Source organism: Dactylosporangium sp. NPDC049742 (assembly GCF_040674675.1).
GTDB classification, from domain to species: Bacteria; Actinomycetota; Actinomycetes; order Mycobacteriales; family Micromonosporaceae; genus Dactylosporangium; species Dactylosporangium maewongense.
In genome coordinates this window covers 345038-363812 of the sequence record NZ_JBFANF010000001.1, presented here as the reverse complement: position 1 = coordinate 363812, position 18775 = coordinate 345038, and the positions used below count along the sequence as shown (strand labels likewise).

The 18775-nt window shown below is 72.0% G+C and carries 15 protein-coding genes; 6 read left to right on the top strand and 9 right to left on the bottom strand.

Annotation, left to right across the window (positions count from 1 at the left end):
* Window positions 1-130: 130 nt before the first annotated feature.
* The 8 genes from AB0J72_RS01680 to AB0J72_RS01645 all read right to left on the bottom strand — a co-directional run bounded on the left by AB0J72_RS01680 (window position 131) and on the right by AB0J72_RS01645 (window position 11558).
* Entirely contained in the window at window positions 131-3349 is a 3219-nt protein-coding gene (locus AB0J72_RS01680; RefSeq protein ID WP_363393331.1) for a UvrD-helicase domain-containing protein, read from the bottom strand.
* A 911-nt stretch (window positions 3350-4260) separates the two neighbouring features.
* On the bottom strand, window positions 4261-5598 hold the full coding sequence (locus AB0J72_RS01675; RefSeq protein WP_363393927.1) for a metallophosphoesterase: 1338 nt from the start codon (window positions 5596-5598) through the stop codon (window positions 4261-4263).
* A 9-nt stretch (window positions 5599-5607) separates the two neighbouring features.
* Window positions 5608-5853, bottom strand: coding sequence for a MoaD/ThiS family protein (locus AB0J72_RS01670; RefSeq protein WP_363393328.1), 246 nt, complete (start codon window positions 5851-5853; stop codon window positions 5608-5610).
* A complete protein-coding gene (gene moaA / locus AB0J72_RS01665) occupies window positions 5850-6881 on the bottom strand; it encodes a GTP 3',8-cyclase MoaA (RefSeq protein ID WP_363393325.1) in 1032 nt (343 codons plus the stop codon). The genes AB0J72_RS01670 and moaA overlap by 4 nt, the downstream gene beginning before the upstream one ends.
* 31 nt (window positions 6882-6912) lie before the next feature.
* Entirely contained in the window at window positions 6913-7779 is an 867-nt protein-coding gene (locus tag AB0J72_RS01660) for a fructosamine kinase family protein (RefSeq protein WP_363393323.1), read from the bottom strand.
* Window positions 7779-8219 carry a hypothetical protein gene (locus AB0J72_RS01655; RefSeq protein ID WP_363393320.1) on the bottom strand — a complete coding sequence of 147 codons (441 nt, stop codon included), beginning with the start codon at window positions 8217-8219 and terminating at the stop codon, window positions 7779-7781. The genes AB0J72_RS01660 and AB0J72_RS01655 overlap by 1 nt, the downstream gene beginning before the upstream one ends.
* Window positions 8191-9849 (bottom strand): GTPase, encoded by a 1659-nt coding sequence (locus tag AB0J72_RS01650; RefSeq protein WP_363393317.1) that lies wholly within the window; start codon window positions 9847-9849, stop codon window positions 8191-8193. Before AB0J72_RS01650 ends, AB0J72_RS01655 begins: the two co-directional genes overlap by 29 nt.
* Window positions 9846-11558: a dynamin family protein gene (locus AB0J72_RS01645; RefSeq protein WP_363393925.1), complete on the bottom strand. Its 1713-nt coding sequence runs from the start codon at window positions 11556-11558 to the stop codon at window positions 9846-9848. The genes AB0J72_RS01650 and AB0J72_RS01645 overlap by 4 nt, the downstream gene beginning before the upstream one ends.
* A gap of 349 nt (window positions 11559-11907) precedes the next feature.
* Here AB0J72_RS01645 and dnaK point away from each other — a divergent pair, with 349 nt between their 5' ends.
* The 4 genes from dnaK to AB0J72_RS01625 are packed head-to-tail and all read left to right on the top strand — an operon-like array spanning window position 11908 to window position 16233.
* A complete protein-coding gene (gene dnaK, locus AB0J72_RS01640) occupies window positions 11908-13779 on the top strand; it encodes a molecular chaperone DnaK (protein WP_344500780.1) in 1872 nt (623 codons plus the stop codon).
* Window positions 13776-14528 carry a nucleotide exchange factor GrpE gene (gene grpE / locus AB0J72_RS01635; RefSeq protein WP_363393314.1) on the top strand — a complete coding sequence of 251 codons (753 nt, stop codon included), beginning with the start codon at window positions 13776-13778 and terminating at the stop codon, window positions 14526-14528. The genes dnaK and grpE overlap by 4 nt, the downstream gene beginning before the upstream one ends.
* Window positions 14529-14552: 24 nt before the next feature.
* On the top strand, window positions 14553-15800 hold the full coding sequence (locus AB0J72_RS01630) for a DnaJ C-terminal domain-containing protein (protein WP_363393311.1): 1248 nt from the start codon (window positions 14553-14555) through the stop codon (window positions 15798-15800).
* Window positions 15790-16233, top strand: coding sequence for a helix-turn-helix transcriptional regulator (locus AB0J72_RS01625; RefSeq protein ID WP_363393308.1), 444 nt, complete (start codon window positions 15790-15792; stop codon window positions 16231-16233). Before AB0J72_RS01630 ends, AB0J72_RS01625 begins: the two co-directional genes overlap by 11 nt.
* Window positions 16234-16356: 123 nt before the next feature.
* On the opposite strand, the gene AB0J72_RS01620 is transcribed toward AB0J72_RS01625, so the two are convergent.
* Window positions 16357-16788 carry a hypothetical protein gene (locus tag AB0J72_RS01620; RefSeq protein ID WP_360559150.1) on the bottom strand — a complete coding sequence of 144 codons (432 nt, stop codon included), beginning with the start codon at window positions 16786-16788 and terminating at the stop codon, window positions 16357-16359.
* 200 nt (window positions 16789-16988) lie between these two features.
* Between AB0J72_RS01620 and AB0J72_RS01615 the strand changes: the two genes are divergently transcribed.
* Window positions 16989-17543, top strand: a complete 555-nt coding sequence (locus tag AB0J72_RS01615) for a DUF1707 domain-containing protein (RefSeq protein WP_363393305.1) — start codon at window positions 16989-16991, stop codon at window positions 17541-17543.
* On the top strand, window positions 17531-18736 hold the full coding sequence (locus tag AB0J72_RS01610; RefSeq protein WP_363393302.1) for a sialidase family protein: 1206 nt from the start codon (window positions 17531-17533) through the stop codon (window positions 18734-18736). Before AB0J72_RS01615 ends, AB0J72_RS01610 begins: the two co-directional genes overlap by 13 nt.
* Window positions 18737-18775 lie beyond the last annotated feature (39 nt).

The window sequence follows — 18775 nt, the reverse complement described above, 5'->3', positions numbered from 1 at the left end:
AACCGGACATGTGATCCTCCTGCTCCCGCGAAGCTCAAGGCAGCCTAGTTGCGTCGATGCAGCTACGGTAGCGCCACCCCCCGACACTTTCGTCTCACGGATAAGCGACAGAAGCCGGTCTGTACGCCGTTCAGATGAGCCGGAGCTGCCGGTCCTTGGGTTTCCTGGGTGCCGCGGGACCCCGCCGCTCCAACAGCCCGGGATCGATGGACGACAGGAACGGCGTCGGCGCCATCTCCCGCTCCGAGCCGTGGCGGAAACGGATCCGGCTGTGCGACACGAAGAGCCGGTCCTGCGCCCGGGTCAGCCCGACGAAGAACAGCCGCCGCTCCTCCGCGACGTCGTCCTCCGAGCGGCCCTGCGAGCCGGGCATCCGCAACGGCAGCAGGCCGTCCTCGCAGCCGACCAGGAACACGACCGGAAACTCGAGGCCCTTCGACGCGTGCAGGGTCAGCAGCGTCACCCGGTCCGCCCGCGGGTCCCAGCCGTCGACCTCGGCCCCCGTGGCCAGCGCGCCCAGGAACTCGTCCAGGTCGCTGCCCGCCCGCAACGCCGGCGGCGTCATCAGCTCGACCGCCGTCCACACGTCCGCCTCGGTCAGCCCGATCACGTCGGTGTCCAGCTGCCCGCAGCGACCCGCGACGACCTGCCCGGCCAGCCGCACCCGCGCCGCGATCGACCCGCCGAGCCCCGTCGCGAACCGCAGCTCGCGGGCGATGGCGGCGACACCGGGACGGTCCAGCAGCCGGTCGTGTGACCGCTTCTGCACCGGTACGCCGGCCCGCGCCAGGGCGTCCACGATCGGCGCCGCCTGCGAATCGGTCCGGTACAGCACGGCGATGTCGGAGAAGGACATCGCGCCGATCGTCGCCCGCGAGTCGACCCGGTTGTCGTGCGACCGGTGCGACAGCCCGCCGACCAGCTCGTCGACGGTACGGACGACGAAATCCGCCTCGTCCGCGACCGACGTCGCCGGATAGAGCCCGACCATCGGCGCCTCGAGGTCCAGCCGCGCCGGATCGAGCCGCCGCCCCGGCACCAGCGTCGTCGGCGCGATCGCCTGCACCGCCGCGGCCAGGATCGGCGCCGACGAGCGGTAGTTGCGGGTCAGCCGCACGACCCGCGCGTCGATGTCCGGCGTCGAGAAGTCTGTCGCGAACCGCAGGAAGAACGACACCTCCGCGCCGCGGAAGGAGTAGATCGCCTGGTCAGGATCGCCGATCGCGCACAGGTTGCCGCCGGGCGGGCAGAGCAGCCGCAGCAGCTCGTACTGCACGGGGTCGACGTCCTGATACTCGTCGACGAAGATCCACTGCCACCGGTCGCGGTAGCGGTCGACCAGCGCCGGCGACCCGGCGAGCAGCTGCACGCTCAGCGTCAGCAGCTCGTCGAGCGACACCATGTCCTTCGCCCGCAGCGCCTTGGCCAGCGCCTCCGCGGTCGACGGCTCCATCGCCGCGAGCGCCCGGCGCGCCTCCCGCTCCGACAGCGGGTCGAGGGCCGCGAGCAGATCGGCCTCTTCCGCGATCCGGAACTTCGGCGTCAGCCCGACCGCCGGCGCGTTCTCCCGCAGGATCGACAGGCCCAGCGCGTGGAACGTCGACACCGTCACGGCCTCGGTCACCGGCCCGAGCAGGCCCTCCAGCCGTTCCCGCAGTTCCTCCGCCGCCCGCCGGGTGAACGTGATCGCCAGGCACTCCTCCGGGTACACGTCCAGCTCGGCGCACAGGTACGCGATGCGATGCGTCAACGTCCTCGTCTTGCCGGTGCCGGGTCCGGCCACGATCAGCAGCGGCCCGCCGGGCGCCGACGCCGCCACCCGCTGCAGCGCGTCGAGCCGGTCGAGCAGCCCCGTCCCGACCTCCTCCATCCCGGCCAGCATCGGCTCGAGCGGCTCATGCGGCGACGCGGGCGCCGAGATCGGCGGCGCGGGCTCGGGTGCCGCAGCGGACGCCGGTCGGCGTCGCTTCGGCGCCGGCTTCGGAGTGGGTTCAGCCTTGCGCTGTTTCGGCAGCTGCGGCATCGGTACGTCGAACAGCACGTCCTCTTGCATGCCACGCGATCGCAGCTCGTCCGGTTCGAAGAGCTTGATGACCCCGTACTCGCCGTCGAAGCCCGGCGTGCGCCGCACCTCGCCACGCCGCAACCTGCCGATGCCCTCGCCGAGCAGTTCCCCGCCCACGCGGCTGATCTCGTCGACCGGGACCTCGCGCAGGATCGCCAGCTCCGAGCCGAGCTCCGCGACGAGCGACGCCAGCTGCGAGTCGACGGTCTTGGACTTGGCGCCGACGCCGTGGATCTCACCGAGAATCTCGTGCAGCTGGATCAGGTGCGTGACCTGCGGCGCGCCCGGCGGCACGTACCCATCTGGCCGGTCGGCCAACTCCTCGACGCGGTGCAGCACACCGACCGTGAGCGCCTTGCCACAGACCGGGCACAGGCCCTGCGCCTCGCGGGTCTGAGCCGGCAGCCAGTTCACGTCACAGACTCGATGCCCGTCGCCGTGATACTTGCCCTCCTCCGGGAAGAACTCGATCGTCCCCGCGAGGCCGTCGCCGGTACGCAGCGCGTCCCGCACCTTGAAGTAGTCCAGCTCACTGGTCAGCAGCGTCGCCTCGCGAGCCAGCGCCGGCGGCGAGTGCGCGTCCGAGTTGGACACCAGCCGGTACTGGTCCAGCGACGACACCCGCCAGTTCATCGCCGGATCGGACGACAGGCCCGTCTCCACGGCGAAGATGTGCCCGGCCAGGTCGCCGTAGCAGTCGGCGATCGCGTCGAACCCCGACTTCGACCCCAGCGCGGAGAACCACGGCGTCCAGATGTGCGCCGGCACCAGGAACCCGTCGGGGCTCGCCTCCAGCGTGATCTCGAGCAGGTCCCGCGAGTCGAGCCCCAGGATCGGCCGCCCGTCGGACCCGAGGTTGCCGATCCTGCCGAGCGCGGCGTTGAAGCGCCCCGCCGCCTCGAAGTCCGGCTGGTACACCAGGTGGTGCACCTTGCGCGTCCGATCGCCCCGCTTGTAGATCGTGGAGATCTCCACCGACAGCATGAACCGCACCGGCGCCCCGTCGGCCGCGTTCGCCAGCCGCCCCGGCAGCCGCCGCAGGATCTCCGCCTCACGGTCCGGCTGCAGGCGGAACAGGCCCGGCTCCGCCGGGACCAGCGCCTCCCGCAGGTGGTCATGCCAGGCGGGGTGGGTGAAGTCGCCGGTGCCGAGCAGCGTGATGCCCTTGCGCCGGGCCCACCAGGTGAGCGTCTCGATGCTGAGGTCGCGACTGCACGCCCGGGAGTACTTCGAGTGGATGTGCAGATCGGCTACGAACGAGTGGTCGTCGACGTTCGAAGGCACGCCGAATACTGTCACACTGTGCCTCCGCCCCACCGCTGCCGCGGCGGGTCCCGGCGGGGATTCTCACCCGCACCCCAATGCGCCGCTCCGCGACGCACTGCCCGCGCCGAGGCGCGAGGCAGGGCAAGCGGCGCGTGCGCGCCGCATCCGGTGGCCGCCCTCCGCCGTGGCCAGGGTCGCTCTCCCGCCCATGATCCCGAATGGTTCTGGTGGCCCTGATTACCAGAACCGCACGGGATCATGGGGCACGGCATCGGCATCTTGCCCTAACACCACCGCAAATCCGAAATATCCGGTGTGAGAAACCTCGCCCTGCCTCGCGGCGGCTCGCCGGTCGCGTCCACGGAGGGCGACTCGCCTGCTTTGGGCGTGATGTGATGAATGGAACGGCCACCGCTAGATCCTTCGAACGGCGAAGTAACGAAGGAGAGATCAAGCGATGGCCGCACCTCTTCCCGGACTGGCTGTTGCAGCACCGCCCCCGCGCCGAACAGGCACCGATCAGCCTCGTGGGGAAGCTGGGCATCACGAAACCTGTCGAGTCGCAGGTGTCGGATGGTGGCGCATCTGGACGCGCGGGTCGAGGCGCTTCCGTCTTCGGTTCCTCGACGCAGCTCATTGCATATTTGTGTGGATGGACCCGCACGTGATCAAGGTCTGCGAACACGGCCGGGTTGGGTCGTGCGCCGTCGTGTGGCCAGGGAATCGTGAACCACTTGAAGCATCGGTGTCCGGGGCCGGGGCAGTCGGGTCTGGTGTGCCGGGCGGTGCGGGCGTAGGCGTCGCCGCGTGTGCCCGGGACCCGGGCCAGAGTGGGAACGCTCACCGGGGCGATCGAGGCGAGCCCACCCGTCGACGCGACGACGAGCGCCGTGTCGCTCGCGCGGACCTGCCTCTGGGTGGGTGGCTTGTCAGGCGCGGTGTAATTCGATGACCGAGATGTCTGGTGGGGCGCCGAAGCGGACCGGTGGGCCCCAGAAGCCGGCGCCGCGGGTGACGTAGACCTGGGTGCCGTCGACGGTGCCGAGGCCGGACACCACGGGGGCCTCCAGGCCCACCAGCAGGTTGAAGGGCACCATCTGGCCGCCGTGGGTGTGGCCCGACAGTTGCAGGTCGACACCGTGCTTGGCGGCGTCGTGGGCCTGGACCGGCTGGTGGGCGAGCAGCACGACCGGGCGCGAGGCGTCGCGGCCGTCGAGGGCCTTCGCGAAGTCCGGCCCGTCGCCCACGTCGGAGCCCGTGACGTCGTTGACGCCGGCGAGGTCGAGGCCCTGGATGTCGAGGCGCTCGTTGCGCAGCACGCGCACGCCGAGCGAGTTCACCTCGTCGACCCACTCCTGGTAGCCGGAGAAGTACTCATGGTTGCCGGTGACGAAGAAGCTGCCCTGCCGCGACCGCAGGTCCTGCAGCGGCTCCGCCGCCGGGCCCAGCTCGGCCACCGAACCGTCGACCAGGTCCCCCACGATCGCGACGAGGTCCGCGTCGACCGAGTTGATGATGCGGACGATCCGCTCGGTGTGCGAGCGGCCCAGCAGCGGGCCGAGGTGGATGTCGGAGACCAGCGCGATCTTGAACCCGGACATGCTCGCCGGCAGCTTCGCCAGCTGGATCGGGACGCGCTTCAGCTGCGGCGCGCTCTTCGCCTGCCACGTGCCGATGCCCACCGCGCCCACGGACAGCACCCCGGCCGTCGCGGCCAGGGACCGCCCGAGCAGCAGCCGCCGTGACGGGTCGTGCCTGTTGTCCACAGCCTGTGGCAGCGGCTCCGCCGGCGACCGCTCGTCCACGACCTCGGCGAGCGCGCCGTCGTCCACAGCCTGGGCCGGCCCGGCGGCGGCGCCGATATCCACAGCCCGCCCGCCCGCGTCCACAGTCTCCTGCACAGGTCGGGGACTTCTGTCCACAGGCCCCGCAGTTGTTTCCACAGAGTTATCCACAGGGCGGCGGCGGGTCCACAGGCGCAGGGCGAGCCGGGGCAGCTCCAGCAGCGCGAGCGTCACCAGCAGGTAGAACATCAGGGCCAGCCACAGGAACCCGGGCCACGCCAGGATCGGCTGCTGCTTCAGCGGCAGCACCCGCGAGCCGACCAGCGTCACCGGGATCAGCACCCCGAGCAGCACCACCACCAGCGTGCCGATCCTGCGGCCGCGGCGGGTGGTGAAGACGTCCTTGACCAGGCGCTTCCACAGATACCAGTGGATGCCGAACACGATGAGCAGCACGACCACCAGGAACAGTGCGATGAACACGTACACGTGTCAGCCGCCCGCGAACGGTGGAAGGACGTCGACCGTCGCCGTCGCTGGCAGGGCCGCTTCGCGGTCCCGCCAGGACATGCCGTCGACCAGGAACGAACAGGCCGTGAGCACCGACGCCAGCCTGGGCCGGTCGTGGGTGAGCACGGCCACGAGCTCGCCGAGCGTCGCCGCCTCGACCTTCTCCTCAGGCACGCCGGCGGCCGCGCGGGCCCCGGCGAAGTAACGCACGAGCAGCACCGCGGTCATCCCCCGATCGCTGACATGGGACGGGCGGGCTGCAGGAACGTCGGGTCGTCGATGCCGTGCCCGGCCGGCTTCGCCCACATCGCCTTGCGCCACAGGTCGGCGAGCTCGCCGTCGGTGGCGCCCCCGCGCATCGCGCTGCGCAGGTCGGTCTCCTCCTGGCTGAACAGGCACGAGCGCACCGAGCCGTCGGCGGTCAGGCGGGTGCGGTCGCAGGCGCCGCAGAACGGGCGCGACACGCTCGCGATCACGCCGACCCGCGCGGGTCCGCCGCCGACGGCGGTGTGCCCCTCGACCAGCCAGGTCTCGGCCGGGGCGCCGCCGCGCAGGACGGGGTCGGGCCGCAGGTCGAAGGACTCCCGCAGCCGGGCGAGGATCTCCTCGCCGGTCACCATCTCCTCGCGCCGCCAGGTGTGCCCGGCGTCCAACGGCATCTGCTCGATGAACCGCAGCTCATAGCCGTGCTCGAGGGCGAACCGCAGCAGCGGCACCGCCTCGTCGTCGTTGACCCCGCGCAGCAGCACCGCATTCATCTTCACCGGCACCAGGCCGGCCTCCGCCGAGGCGGCGAGCCCGGCGAGCACGTCGGCGTGCCGGTCACGGCGGGTCAGGGTCTGGAACCTGGCGGGGTCGATGGTGTCGAGCGAGATGTTGACCCGGTCGAGGCCCGCCTCGGCGAGCGTGCCGGCGAGCCGGGCCAGGCCGACGCCATTGGTCGTCAACATGCTGCTCGGGCGCGGCTCCAGCGCGGCGACGGCCCGCACGATCTCCGGCAGCCCGCGGCGCAGCAGCGGCTCGCCGCCGGTGAACCGGACCTCGGTCACGCCGAGCTGGGTGACCGCGATCCCGATCAGCCTGACGACCTCGGCGTCGGTGAGCAGGGTCGGGCTCGGCAGCCAGTCGAGGCCCTCGGCGGGCATGCAATAGGTGCAGCGCAGGTTGCACCGGTCGGTGAGCGAGACCCGAAGGTCGGTAGCCACGCGGCCATGGCGGTCGGCGAGACCGGCACCAGGTGGCTCCGAAGGCTTCATGCCGGAAACGGTACCCCAGGGGTCTGACAGTTCAGAGTGCCCGCAATGTCGACCGCACCGACTCCCGGTACGCCGCCCCGAACAGCGCCGTGTGCACCAGCAGCAAGTACAGCCGGTGCAACGCCACCCGGTCCTGCCAACCATCGGCGAGCGGCCACGCCTCGCGGTACGCGGCCATGATCCGGTCATGGTGCGGCGCCCCGCCCCACAGCCCCAGCAGCGCCAGGTCGGTCTCCCGGTGCCCGCCGTGCGCCGCCGGGTCCACCAGCCACCCGGCGCCGGACCGGTCCCACAGCACGTTGCCCGGCCACAGGTCGCCATGGATTCGCGAGGGCGGTTCGTCGCCACCGTACGACGAGATGCCGGCGATCACGCGCTCCGCATCGGCCACGTCGGAGCCGGTCAACGCGCCGTTGTCGATCGACGTCCGCAGGAAGGGCAGCAGCCGCCGCTCCGCGAACCACGGTCCCCACGGCCCGTCGGAGGGGTCGTTGGGCAGCGGCGCCGTGCCGATGAACCCGGGCCAGGCGGCCCCGAACGACGGCGCGCCCGCCCGGTGCATCGCCGCCAGCTGCCGCCCCAGCTCGGCAGCCCCGTCGGGGGTCGCCTCACCGTGCTCGATCCACTCGAGGGCGAGCATGGCCGGCAGCTCGGCGATCACCGACGGCACCCGCACCGTGCCGGACTCCTGAAGCCACCGCAGACCGGCGGCCTCGGTGGCGAAGAACCCCGCGGGCGGGTCGTCGAGGGACTTGCAGAAGATCGAGCTGCCGTCGTCGAGCGTGAGTCGCTGCGCGGTGCAGATCGACCCGCCCGGCACCGGCGTCTCGCGGATCCGCTGGTGCTTGATGAACACCGGCAGCTGCCCGGGGTGTGCGCGCAAGAAGTCCAGATCCATCAGCGCTGCCTCCGCAGAGAAACCGAGTGGGTCGCGGCCAGCGCCGGCGGCACCAGCGCCCCGGCCACCAGGCTCAACAGGCTCAGCACCCGATCCGTCGCGCCCATGTGCCCGGCGTGCAGCGCGTGGAAGCCGAAGTGCAGGGTGCCGAAGACGGCCGTGGCCACCCCGGCGAGCCAGCTGGTGGCGGGCCGGTCGAGCACGGCGGCGCCGCCGCAGAGCACCGCGATCATGAGCATCGTGGCGCCCAGGTCGACGATCAGGTGCTGGTTGTAGGGCGGGTACGCGGCCGTCCAGTGCAGCCCGAAGCCGGGAAACGTGGCGAAGAACCGCTCCGGGAAGACCACGGCCCACGCCCCCCAGGCGACGTTGACCAGGGCGATCACGGAGAAACCGGCGCGGCGGACGAAGTCAGCGGGCGGCGGCGCGCAAAGCGTCACGCGCGTCATCGTACGAGCGCAGCACCCCACGCATCGGCGTGACGATGTGCACGTCCGCGACCTGCGCGATCGCGGCCCGCAGCCGGCGGTCGGCGCGCGCCCTGGCCTGGCGGGCGGCCATCCCCACGACCGGGCGGACGACGACCGACAGCAGCACCCCGAACAGCAGCCCGCCGGCGAGCAGCGCGGTCGGCAGCGGCAGCCGCCCGGCGTGCGGCGCCGCGACGTCCGGCAGCCCGAGGAACGCGAAGGCCGCCCGGACCGTCAGCCACAGCAGCCCCACCAGCGCGGTCGCGGCGCCGAGCCACTGCAGCGCCCCCACCAGCCGCCACCAGAACGGTTTGCGGTCCATGCCGAGGTCCGCCGAGGCGACCGCCACGTCCAGCGCGTCGGGCACGTCGTCGAGGCGTGCGCGGGAAGCTGCGGTGACCGCGGCCGGCCACGGCTCCGGCAGCCCCTCGCTCGCCTGCTCGGCGACCTCTCGGGACGCGAGCGCGACCGCGGCCTTCTGCGCGGCGCTCGACTCAGGCAGTGACGATGCGGCAGGTGTACTGCCGGCAGGCTGGTCCAGGTGCAGCCGCCGCAGCGGATCCGGCCGCAGCCGGCGGACCCAGCGGGCGACCGGCCAGCCGAGGACGCCGGTGGCCCGGTGCCGGTAGGTGCGCTCGGTCGCCGCGACGACGATCGGCACCCCGGCCGCCGTGGCGAGGGACTCCGCCAGGCGGTCGATCGCGGCGGGTTGGATGCGCTCGCCCCGTACATCGGCGGCCACCAGCGGATCGAGCTCGCCGACGGCACCGCTCACGTCGCCGGCGAGCCGCTGCAGGAAGGCCTGGCGCTTCGCGACGGTGCGCTCCAGCGTGGCGCGGAGCGTGTCGAGGCCGGGCTGGCCCTTCGCGGACGTCGGGAAGGCCGGCACGCCGCCGAGCCCGTCGGCGTCCAGCAGGCGGCCCAGGTCGGCGACGAGCCGCTCGCTGTCGGTGCGGGTGAGCCGGTCGGCCTGGTTGAGCACCACGACCGTCACGTCCCGGTGCCGCTGGAACTGGGAGAGGTACTGCTGGTGGACCACGCGGTCGGCGTACTTCTGCGGGTCGAGCACCCACACGACCAGGTCGACGAGGCGCAGCAGCCGGTCGACCTCAAGCCGGTGCCGGGCCTCGATGGAGTCGAAGTCGGGCAGGTCGAGCAGCACCAGCCCGCGCAGGCCGGCCTCGTCCTCGCCGTCGAGCGCGCTCTCCCGGGTGAAGCGCCGGTTGGGCGGCACGCCGAGCCAGTCGAGCAGCGGCCCGGCGCCCTGCGCGCCCCACACGCAGGCGTGCGCGACGCCGGTCGTCGGGCGGCGCACCCCGACCCGCGACAGCTGAAACCGGCACAGCGCGTTGAACAGGCTGGACTTGCCGCTGCCGGTGGCGCCCGCCAGCGCGACGACGGTGTGCGCCCTGGACAGCGCGAGCCGCTCGCCGGCCCGGTCGATGACCGTGCGGGCCGTGACCAGCCTGGCGTCGGGCACGTGGTCCTCGGCCGCCTGCACGAACCGCCGCAGCGACTCCACCCGGTCGGCGAGCTGGTCGGCGTCCACCGCGCCGCCCTGCCGCGGGATCACCTGCTTGATCTTGTCCACCAAGCTCATTTCTGCGGCTCCAGCCGGACGTCGGCGCGGGCGAGCTGCACCGCGGTGCTGGCGGCGCGCAGGCGGCCGGCGTAGTCGTCGTCGATCCCCGCCCCGGCCAGCGCGCTGCGGTAGCGGCCGGCCTCCTCGTCGAAGAGGGCGGTGACCCGCTCCAGCAGGTCCTGTCTGGCCCGGGCGGCGAGCGACCGCACCGCCTGGTCGCCGAAGATCGCCTCGAGGACCTTCTGCGCGGTGACGGTGGTGCCGCCGGCGACCACGATCTCCAGCCCGGTCGGGATGAACGCGGTCGCCGCGAAGACGGAGACCATCACCAGCAGCCCGGTCGCGTTGACCGCATAGGCGCTGGCCCGGGCGAGCACCCGCTTGTCGCCGGCCTCGGAGCGCACCAGGTCGAGGACCGAGCGCTGCCAGTCGCGGATGAGCCGGGCGATCCGATCGTCGAGGTCGTCGGAGGGGCGGGTCAGGTTCGGCGCGGCGGTCAGCAGCGCGGCGCCCGCGGGGTGGGCCTTCCAGGCCGTGCCGGCCCGCTCGGCGGCGTCGGTCGCGGCGCCCTTGAGCAGGATCGCGAGCCCCGAGCCGATCGCCTCCTGGAAGCGCTCGCCGGGCGCCGGGCGGCCGGTGACGGCGGCGACGACCCGGTCGCGGGCGCGCCCGACCCGGGCCTGCAGCGCGCGCATGATGTCGCCCGTGCCGACGAGCTCCTGCCATCGGGCCAGCACCTCGCCCCGCAGCAGCGCCCCGTCGTGGATGCCCTGCTCGACCGATGAGGTGGCGGCCCGGTAGGACCCGCGGACCGCGTCGTCGAGCGACTTCGCCGCCGTGACCTGGTCCTCCGCGGCCGAGGCGAGCACGCCGACGTCCATCGTGAGCGCGTCGACGGCGCCGCCGACGGTCTGGCGGACCACGGCCGCGCGCGCCTCCGCGGAGCGGGCCAGCTTGCCGAACCAGTCGCGCAGCGGCGCCACCTGCGCCTCGCTGAGCAGCCCCTGACTGTCGAGCCGGGTCTCGGGCAGGATGAACAGCGGCACCCCGCCGAGGTCCTGCTCCTGCAGCATCCCGGTCAGGTGCGGGCCGATCTCGTCGGCCGCGCCGCCGCCGGGCACCCGGTCGAGCACCAGGGCGATGGCGGTGCCCCGGTTACGGGCGGTGCGCAGCATGCCCCACGGCACCGCGTCGGCATACCGCGCGGCGGTGGTGACGAAGAGCCAGAGATCGGCGGCGGCGAGCAGTTGCGAGGCGAGCTGCCGGTTGGCGTCGACGACGGAGTCGATGTCGGGCGCGTCGAGCAGGGCCAGCCCGGGGCTGAGCGCCTGGGCGGACACGACCTGCAGCGTCCTGGCGTCGCTGCTCGCGCCGCTGGTGCGGGTCAGCGAAGGCAGCACGTTGGCCTTGGCGAACCACGACATGTCGGTGGGGTGGCAGACGAGGACCGGCGCCCGGGTGGTGGGGCGCAGCACGCCCGACGGGCTGACCGGGGTGCGGACCAGGCTGTTGACCAGCGTCGACTTGCCGGCGCCGGTCGAGCCGCCGACGACCACCAGCAGCGGCGCGTCGAGCCGGTCGAGCCGGGGCAGCAGGTAGTCGTCGAGCTGGCCGACCATGGCGGCGGCGACCTCGGTGGCGCGCTCGGCGCTGGGCAGCGGCAGCGCGAAGCGGGTCTCTTTGCCGAGGTCGCGGAGATCGACGAGCGCCGAGACGAGGTCGGCCAGTCCGGACCGCTCCGGCTCCCGGGCGCGTGGGGGCCGACCGGCGGACGGGCCATCAGCTGAAGGGCTGGCAGCCGCCGACCGGGCGGACACCGACTCGCCCTGTGTGGTCACCGCTAAAGCGTGCACGATGTCGCTGTCTAGCGCCATGCAATGGCCGTAAGCATCGATGTCACCCAGCGCAATCTCACCCGTGGCGTACCACGGCGCCGGCCCCGGGTGTGACAAGTTGCGTCGGTCTCACTCAAGGTTGGACTTGACGATCGTGACTTGCATGGCACTATTGAGTGACAGTCACTCAACTTCGCAGCCGGGGCTCTCGCTCCGACTGTCTCTTGGAGGTCAAGCAGCTATGGCACGTGCGGTCGGCATCGACCTCGGAACCACCAACTCGGTGGTCAGTGTCCTGGAGGGCGGCGAGCCCAGCGTCATCGCCAACGCCGAAGGTGCGCGCACGACGCCGTCCATCGTCGCGTTCGCCCGCAACGGTGAGGTGCTGGTGGGCGAGGTCGCCAAGCGCCAGGCGGTCACCAACCCGGACCGGACCATCCGCTCCGTGAAGCGTGAGATGGGCACCAACTGGGCCATCGACATCGACAGCAAGAAGTACACCCCGCAGGAGATCTCCGCGCGGGTGCTCATGAAGCTCAAGCGCGACGCCGAGGCCTACCTCGGCGAGCAGATCACCGACGCGGTCATCACCGTGCCGGCATATTTCAACGACTCGCAGCGCACCGCCACGAAGGAAGCCGGCGAGATCGCCGGTTTCAACGTGCTGCGCATCGTCAACGAGCCGACCGCCGCCGCCCTGGCCTATGGCCTGGACAAGGGTCCGAAGGAGCAGACCGTCCTGGTCTTCGACCTCGGTGGTGGCACGTTCGACGTGTCGGTCCTGGAGCTCGCCGAGGGCGTCGTCGAGGTCAAGTCGACCTCCGGTGACAACCACCTCGGTGGCGACGACTGGGACGAGCGGGTCATCGACCACCTGGTGAAGATGTTCCGCGGTCAGCACGGCATCGACCTGTCCGCCGACAAGATGGCGATGCAGCGTCTGCGCGAGGCCTCCGAGAAGGCCAAGATCGAGCTGTCCGCCGCCACCACCACCTCGATCAACCTGCCCTACATCACCGCCGGCCCCGACGGCCCGCTGCACCTGGACACCCAGCTGTCGCGCGCCGAGTTCCAGCGGATGACGCAGGACCTGCTCGACCGCACCAAGGTCCCGTTCGAGAACGCGATCCGCGACGCCGGCATCAAGGTCGGCCAGCTCGACCACGTCATCCTCGTCGGCGGCTCGACCCGTATGCCCGCGGTGACCGAGCTGGTCAAGCAGCTCACCGGCAAGGACCCCAACAAGGGCGTCAACCCGGACGAGGTCGTCGCCGTCGGCGCCGCCCTGCAGGCCGGTGTCCTCAAGGGCGAGGTCAAGGACGTCCTGCTGCTCGATGTCACCCCGCTGTCGCTGGGCATCGAGACCAAGGGCGGCATCATGCACAAGCTGGTCGAGCGCAACACGACCATCCCGACCAAGCGCTCCGAGGTCTACACCACCGCCGACGACAACCAGCCGTCGGTGCTCATCCAGGTCTTCCAGGGTGAGCGGGAGATGGCGGCCTACAACAAGCGCCTCGGCACCTTCGAGCTGACCGGCCTGCCGCCGGCGCCGCGTGGCGTGCCGCAGATCGAGGTCACCTTCGACATCGACGCCAACGGCATCGTGCACGTGTCCGCCAAGGACCTCGGCACGGGCAAGGAGCAGTCGATGACGATCACCGGCGGCTCGGCGCTGCCGAAGGACGACATCGAGCGGATGATGCGCGACGCGCAGGAGCACGCCGACGACGACAAGCGTCGCCGCGAGGAGGCCGAGACCCGCAACCTGGCCGAGGCCCTGCAGTGGCAGACCGAGAAGTTCCTCGCCGAGTCCGGTGACAAGATCCCGGCCGACGCCCGCGACCAGATGAACGAGGCGCTGGGCGACCTGCGCAGCGCGCTGGGCGGCAACGACACCGAGCGGATCAAGGCGGCGCACGAGAAGCTGGCGCAGGTCTCGCAGCAGGCCGGCAGCGCGCTCTACGAGCAGCAGCGGCAGCAGAGCGCCGGCGGCGAGGCCCCCGGCGCCGGGTTCGGCGGCGGCGACACGGCCGGCACCGCCGGCACCGCCGGCAACGGCCCGGATGACGTCGTCGACGCCGAGATCATCGACGAGGGCGACAAGAAGTGACCGACGAAGCCCGCGCCGCCGGCCCGGAGGGGCCGGCGGAGCGCGTTGTGATCAAGGACAAGCGGAAGGTGCCGGCCAACAGCAAGCCGACCGAAGCACCCGACGCCGGACACACCGCGGAGGAGGCACACGTGGAGGTCGAGGAGACCGAGACCGTCGCCGAGCAGGCCGGGACGGACGTCGCAGAGACCGACGAGGCGCCGGTCGAGGGCGAGATCGTGGACGAGGCGTTCACGGTGCACGCGCCGCCGGCCAGCGAGCCGGGCGAGGCCGCCGCGCAGGGCACCACGGACGACGCGCACCAGCACGGCCTCGGCGCCGAGCTGGCCGCGCTGCGCACCGACCTCGACGAGCGCACCCGCGACCTGCAGCGGGTCACCGCCGAGTACGCCAACTACCGCAAGCGGGTCGACCGTGACCGGGCGATGGTGGTCGAGCAGTCCACCGGCAACGTGCTCGGCGCGCTGCTGCCCGTGCTCGACGACCTGGACCGGGCCCGCGAGCACGGCGACCTGGTCGGGCCGTTCGGCGCGGTGGCGGAGCAGCTGACGGCGGCGCTGACGAAGTTCGGGCTGACCGTCTTCGGGTCGAAGGGCGATCCGTTCGACCCGACCCGTCACGAGGCGGTGGCCCACCTGACCTCGGCCGAGGTGAGCGAGCCGACCTGCATCGACGTGATGCGGCGCGGCTACCTTCTCGGCGAGCGGCTGCTGCGACCGGCCCTGGTCGCCGTTGCCGACCCGGAGTAAGAGACGCCTGGAGGAGGTGGCGCGATGAGTTCGAAGGACTGGTTGGAAAAGGATTTCTACGCGGTTCTGGGCGTCACCAAATCCGCTTCCACCGACGAGGTCAAGAAGGCGTACCGCAAGCTCGCGCGCGAGCTGCACCCCGACCGCAACCCCAACAACGCGGCGGCCGAGGAGCGGTTCAAGGCGGTGTCGGAGGCGTATGACGTGCTCTCCGACCCGGGCCGGCGCAAGGAGTACGACGAGATGCGGTCGCTCTTCGGCGCGGGCGCGTTCCGGCGCAACGCGCGGGCCGGCAACCACGGCCCGGGCGGGCCCGGCTTCGACTTCTCCGACCTGTTCGCCAATGGCGCGCAGGGCGGCGGGGCCGGCCCGGGCGCCGGCGCCGGGGCGGGTGTAGGTGGCGACCGCCGCTTCGGCGGTGCGGGTTTCTCCGACCTGTTCAGCTCGATCTTCTCCGGTGGCGGCGGACCCGGCGCGCCCGGTGGGGCGCCCGGCCGCCGCGGCCGAGGACGCGACGTCGAGACCGAGGTGGTCCTCAACTTCGCCGACGCGGTCCAGGGCGCGACGCTGCCGATCACGCTGCGCACGCCCGGCACCTGCGAGACCTGCCACGGCAACGGCGCGGCCCCCGGCTCCACGCCGCGGACCTGCCCCAACTGCCGCGGCCAGGGTGTCGTCAGCAGCAACCAGGGCTCGTTCAGCTTCACCGAGCCGTGCCGCGAGTGCCAGGGCGTGGGCACGATCGTCGACGAGAAGTGCCCGGAGTGCGTGGGCAGCGGCGGCGTGACCAAGACCCGCACGATCAACGTGCGCATCCCTCCGGGGGTCGCCGAGGGTCAGCGGATCCGCCTGAGCGGTCGGGGCGAGCCGGGCACGCGTGGCGGCGCGGCCGGCGATCTGTTCGTGTTGATCAGGGTGCGTCCCGACTCGGTCTTCGGCCGGACCGGCGACGATCTGACCCTGACGGTGCCGGTGACCTTCGCGGAGGCGGCGCTCGGCGCCGACCTGCGGGTGCCGACCCTCGACGCGGCCGTGACGCTGCGGGTGCCCCCGGGCACCCCGAGCGGGCGGACGCTGCGGGTGCGCGGCAAGGGGGTCGCCCGGCGCGACGGGAAGGTCGGTGACCTGCTCGTCACGATCGACGTCCACGTGCCGGCGGAGCTGAGCGAGGCCGCCCGGCAGGCACTGTCCGACTACGCGGCCGCGGCGCCGCCGGCTCCGAGGGAGCGGCTCGACGCGATCGCACGGGAGCGCAGCAGCTATGAACGATGACGATGACGAGCGCGCGATCTTCATCGGCTTCGAGGCGGTCTCCGACGCCAAGGTGCTGATCATCTCGATCGCTGCCCGGCAGGCCGGGATGCACCCGCAGACCCTGCGGCAGTACGACCGCATGGGGCTGGTGCAGCCCGGCCGCACCTCCGGTGGCGGCCGCCGCTACAGCGAGCGCGACGTGGCGCTGCTGCGTGAGGTGCAGCGGCTCAGCCAGGAGGAAGGCGTCAACCTCGCCGGCATCAAGCGGATCATCGAGCTGGAAGGGCTCGTCGGTGACCTGCGCCAGCGGGTGGCCGATCTGGAGGACGAGCTGATCCGCACCCGGACCAGGCTGGCGCAGCTGGAGGCGGCCGGCTTCCCGCGCCGCGACCTGGTGCCGACCAACCAGCACCAGACGGCGCTGGTGGTGTGGCGGCCTTCGCAGAAATAGCGTGTTTGCCGTTCCCCGCCGCAGGGCATCAAGTGCGCAGGGAATGGTGTGGTCATCCGGAGGGCTGACCGGATGCTCGCAGGGTGTGGTCAATGAGGGGGCGCCGTCGCTGACGGCGCCCTTTCAGCTGATCCTGCGGGGTGCGCGGGTCAGGCCGCCCTCGCACCAGTCGTGATACTCGAACAGCTCCGGCCGGGCCAGCAGCATCCGGGCGTTGTGCGCCCAGGTGGTCAGGTGCTCGTCGCCCTGCTCCTCGGCCTGCTCGACAAACTTGCGCAGCCGCCGCTTCGGGTGGGCCCGGAAGTGCGTGCGGATCCCGTCGGCGGCGTAGATGTACAGGCAGTGCAGTGCGAACCGGCGGGCCGGGCAGGCCGGGTCCATCGCCAGGTCGAACAGCGTGCCGATCAGCCGGTCGCCGGCGACCAGGAGGTCCCAGTCCGGCGGCATCGTCTGCAGCACCGCCGCGTCGGGGTGGTAGGCCCAGGCACGCAGCTCTGCTGGAGTAGGGTCGACCGGATTGGCAAAGCCCCGGAATCCCGCTTGTTGCACGCTCACCGTCAGCTCCCGTGGCCAGCGGGTATGTGATCGCCAGAGGTCCTGGAGTCGGCGACAACTTAGCCCGCCACCTGGTGACTGCGGAAGAGCCGAAGGGACCGGTTACTCTCCGGATACAGCCATACGGGTGGCTTTAGGGTGAAAAGTCGCCCTGGTTCAGGGCTATATCAATGAATCTCGCCTGGGTCTACAGTGTCGTCGTGAGCACGGACCATCGCGACATGCGCATCTCAGACGCGGAGCGCGAGCGGGTCGTGGCCCAGCTGAACACGGCGGTGTCCGAGGGTCGGCTCACCCTCGCGGAGTTCGAGGAACGCGTCGACGGCGTCCTGCGCTCCCGCACGTTCGGCGAGGTCGAGCCGTATGTGATCGACCTTCCCGTGCAGCAGGTGACCGCGCCCAAGCTCGTCGAGATCCGCAACCGGGCGTCGGCGCTGAAGCGGCAGGGCCGCTGGACCGTCCCCCGCCTGCTGTCGATCTCGACCCGGTCCGGTTCCGTGAAGATCGATTTCACCGAGGCGATCTTCAGTGCCGCCGCCGTGGACGTCGCGCTCGACGCGCAGTCCAGCTCGGTCGAGCTCATCCTGCCCGCCGGTGCCACCGCCGACCTCGACAGCATCGACGCCGACGCGAGCAACGTGCGGTCGAAGGTCGAGCCGTCCGGGCCGGGCGTCGCGTTCCACATCAGCGGCCAGGTCAAGCGCAGCAGCGTCAAGGTGCGCTACCAGCGGAGGTTCCTGCGGTGGCGGTGGTGAAACACGCGGCGGTGGCGAAGCAGGTGGCGTCGGGGAAGCAGGTGGCGTCGGGGAAGCGTCGTGCACTCGCCGCCGCCCTGGCCGTCACACTGCTCATGACGCTGACCGCCGGTTCCTGCGGCCCCGGCGAGGAGCAGGCCGACGACCCCGCGCCGGACGTGTCCTACCAGGAGGAGGCGCCGGCCCCGGCCGGCACCGAGGACCCGCACAACCGGCAGTCGGTGGTCCAGGTGCCGAAGGGCACCTCGCCGCGCTCGGTCGAGTTCGCCGACGCCGACACCGGGTATGCCCTGTTCAGCACGTGCGTCAACGGGCAGGCCTGCCAGGTCGGCCTGGTCATCACGCTCGACGGCGGGCAGTCGTGGGTGCCCCGCAAGGTGCCCTTCGACGACGCCACCGAGGTCGAGATGCGCCTCGGCCGGGGCAACGTGCTGCTGCTCCGCACGGCGCCCGGCGGCTGGTACGTCTCCAAGGACACCGGCCATACGTTCAAGCAGTACCCGCTCAACCCGCCGCCGCCGGAGCTCAACCTCACCGAGCCGCGCTTCAGCGTCGGCTGCCTCGACGGCACGGTCGACTGCGCGGCGCGCCAGCCGATGGAGATCACCGACGACGGCAAGCGCGTGGCGCTGCCCAGCCACCCGTCGGGCAACCAGCGCTTCACGAGCCTGGTCGCGCAGGCGGACGGCAAGCTGTGGCTGACCGCGCAGTCCGTCGAGACCTCCGGCAGCGCCCCGCCGATGATCACGGTCAGCGTCTGGAGCAGCGCCGACCGCGGCCGCACCTGGCGCACCGAGGGCGCGGCCAGGCTGCCGCAGCAGAGCGGCGTGGAGCCGCACGTGGTGGTGGCGCCCGACGGCTCCGACGTGTGGCTCGCCGCCAACCAGTTCGCGGCCCGCCGCGCCGAGGGCGGGACCTGGGTCGAGGCGAGCGCGATGCGTGAGGTCGCCGAGGTGTACAGCGCGGAGGTGCTGCCCGGCGGCCTGCTGCTGGTCGCCAGCGGTCAGGGCGTCTGGACGGTGGACAGCGAGCGGCGCACCCGCGACCAGGGCGGCCGGCTGGTCTTCCGGCTGCGCCGGCTGTCGGAGACGACGATCCTGGGCTACCCCGCGCAGCAGTCGGGTGAGGTGTGGCTGTGCGAGGTGAAAGACAGGAATTGTGAGTGGTCGAGGGTCGCTGTCGCTGCACGATAAGACTTGAGTGGAATAGACTCAACCTCGCGAGCGTCGTAC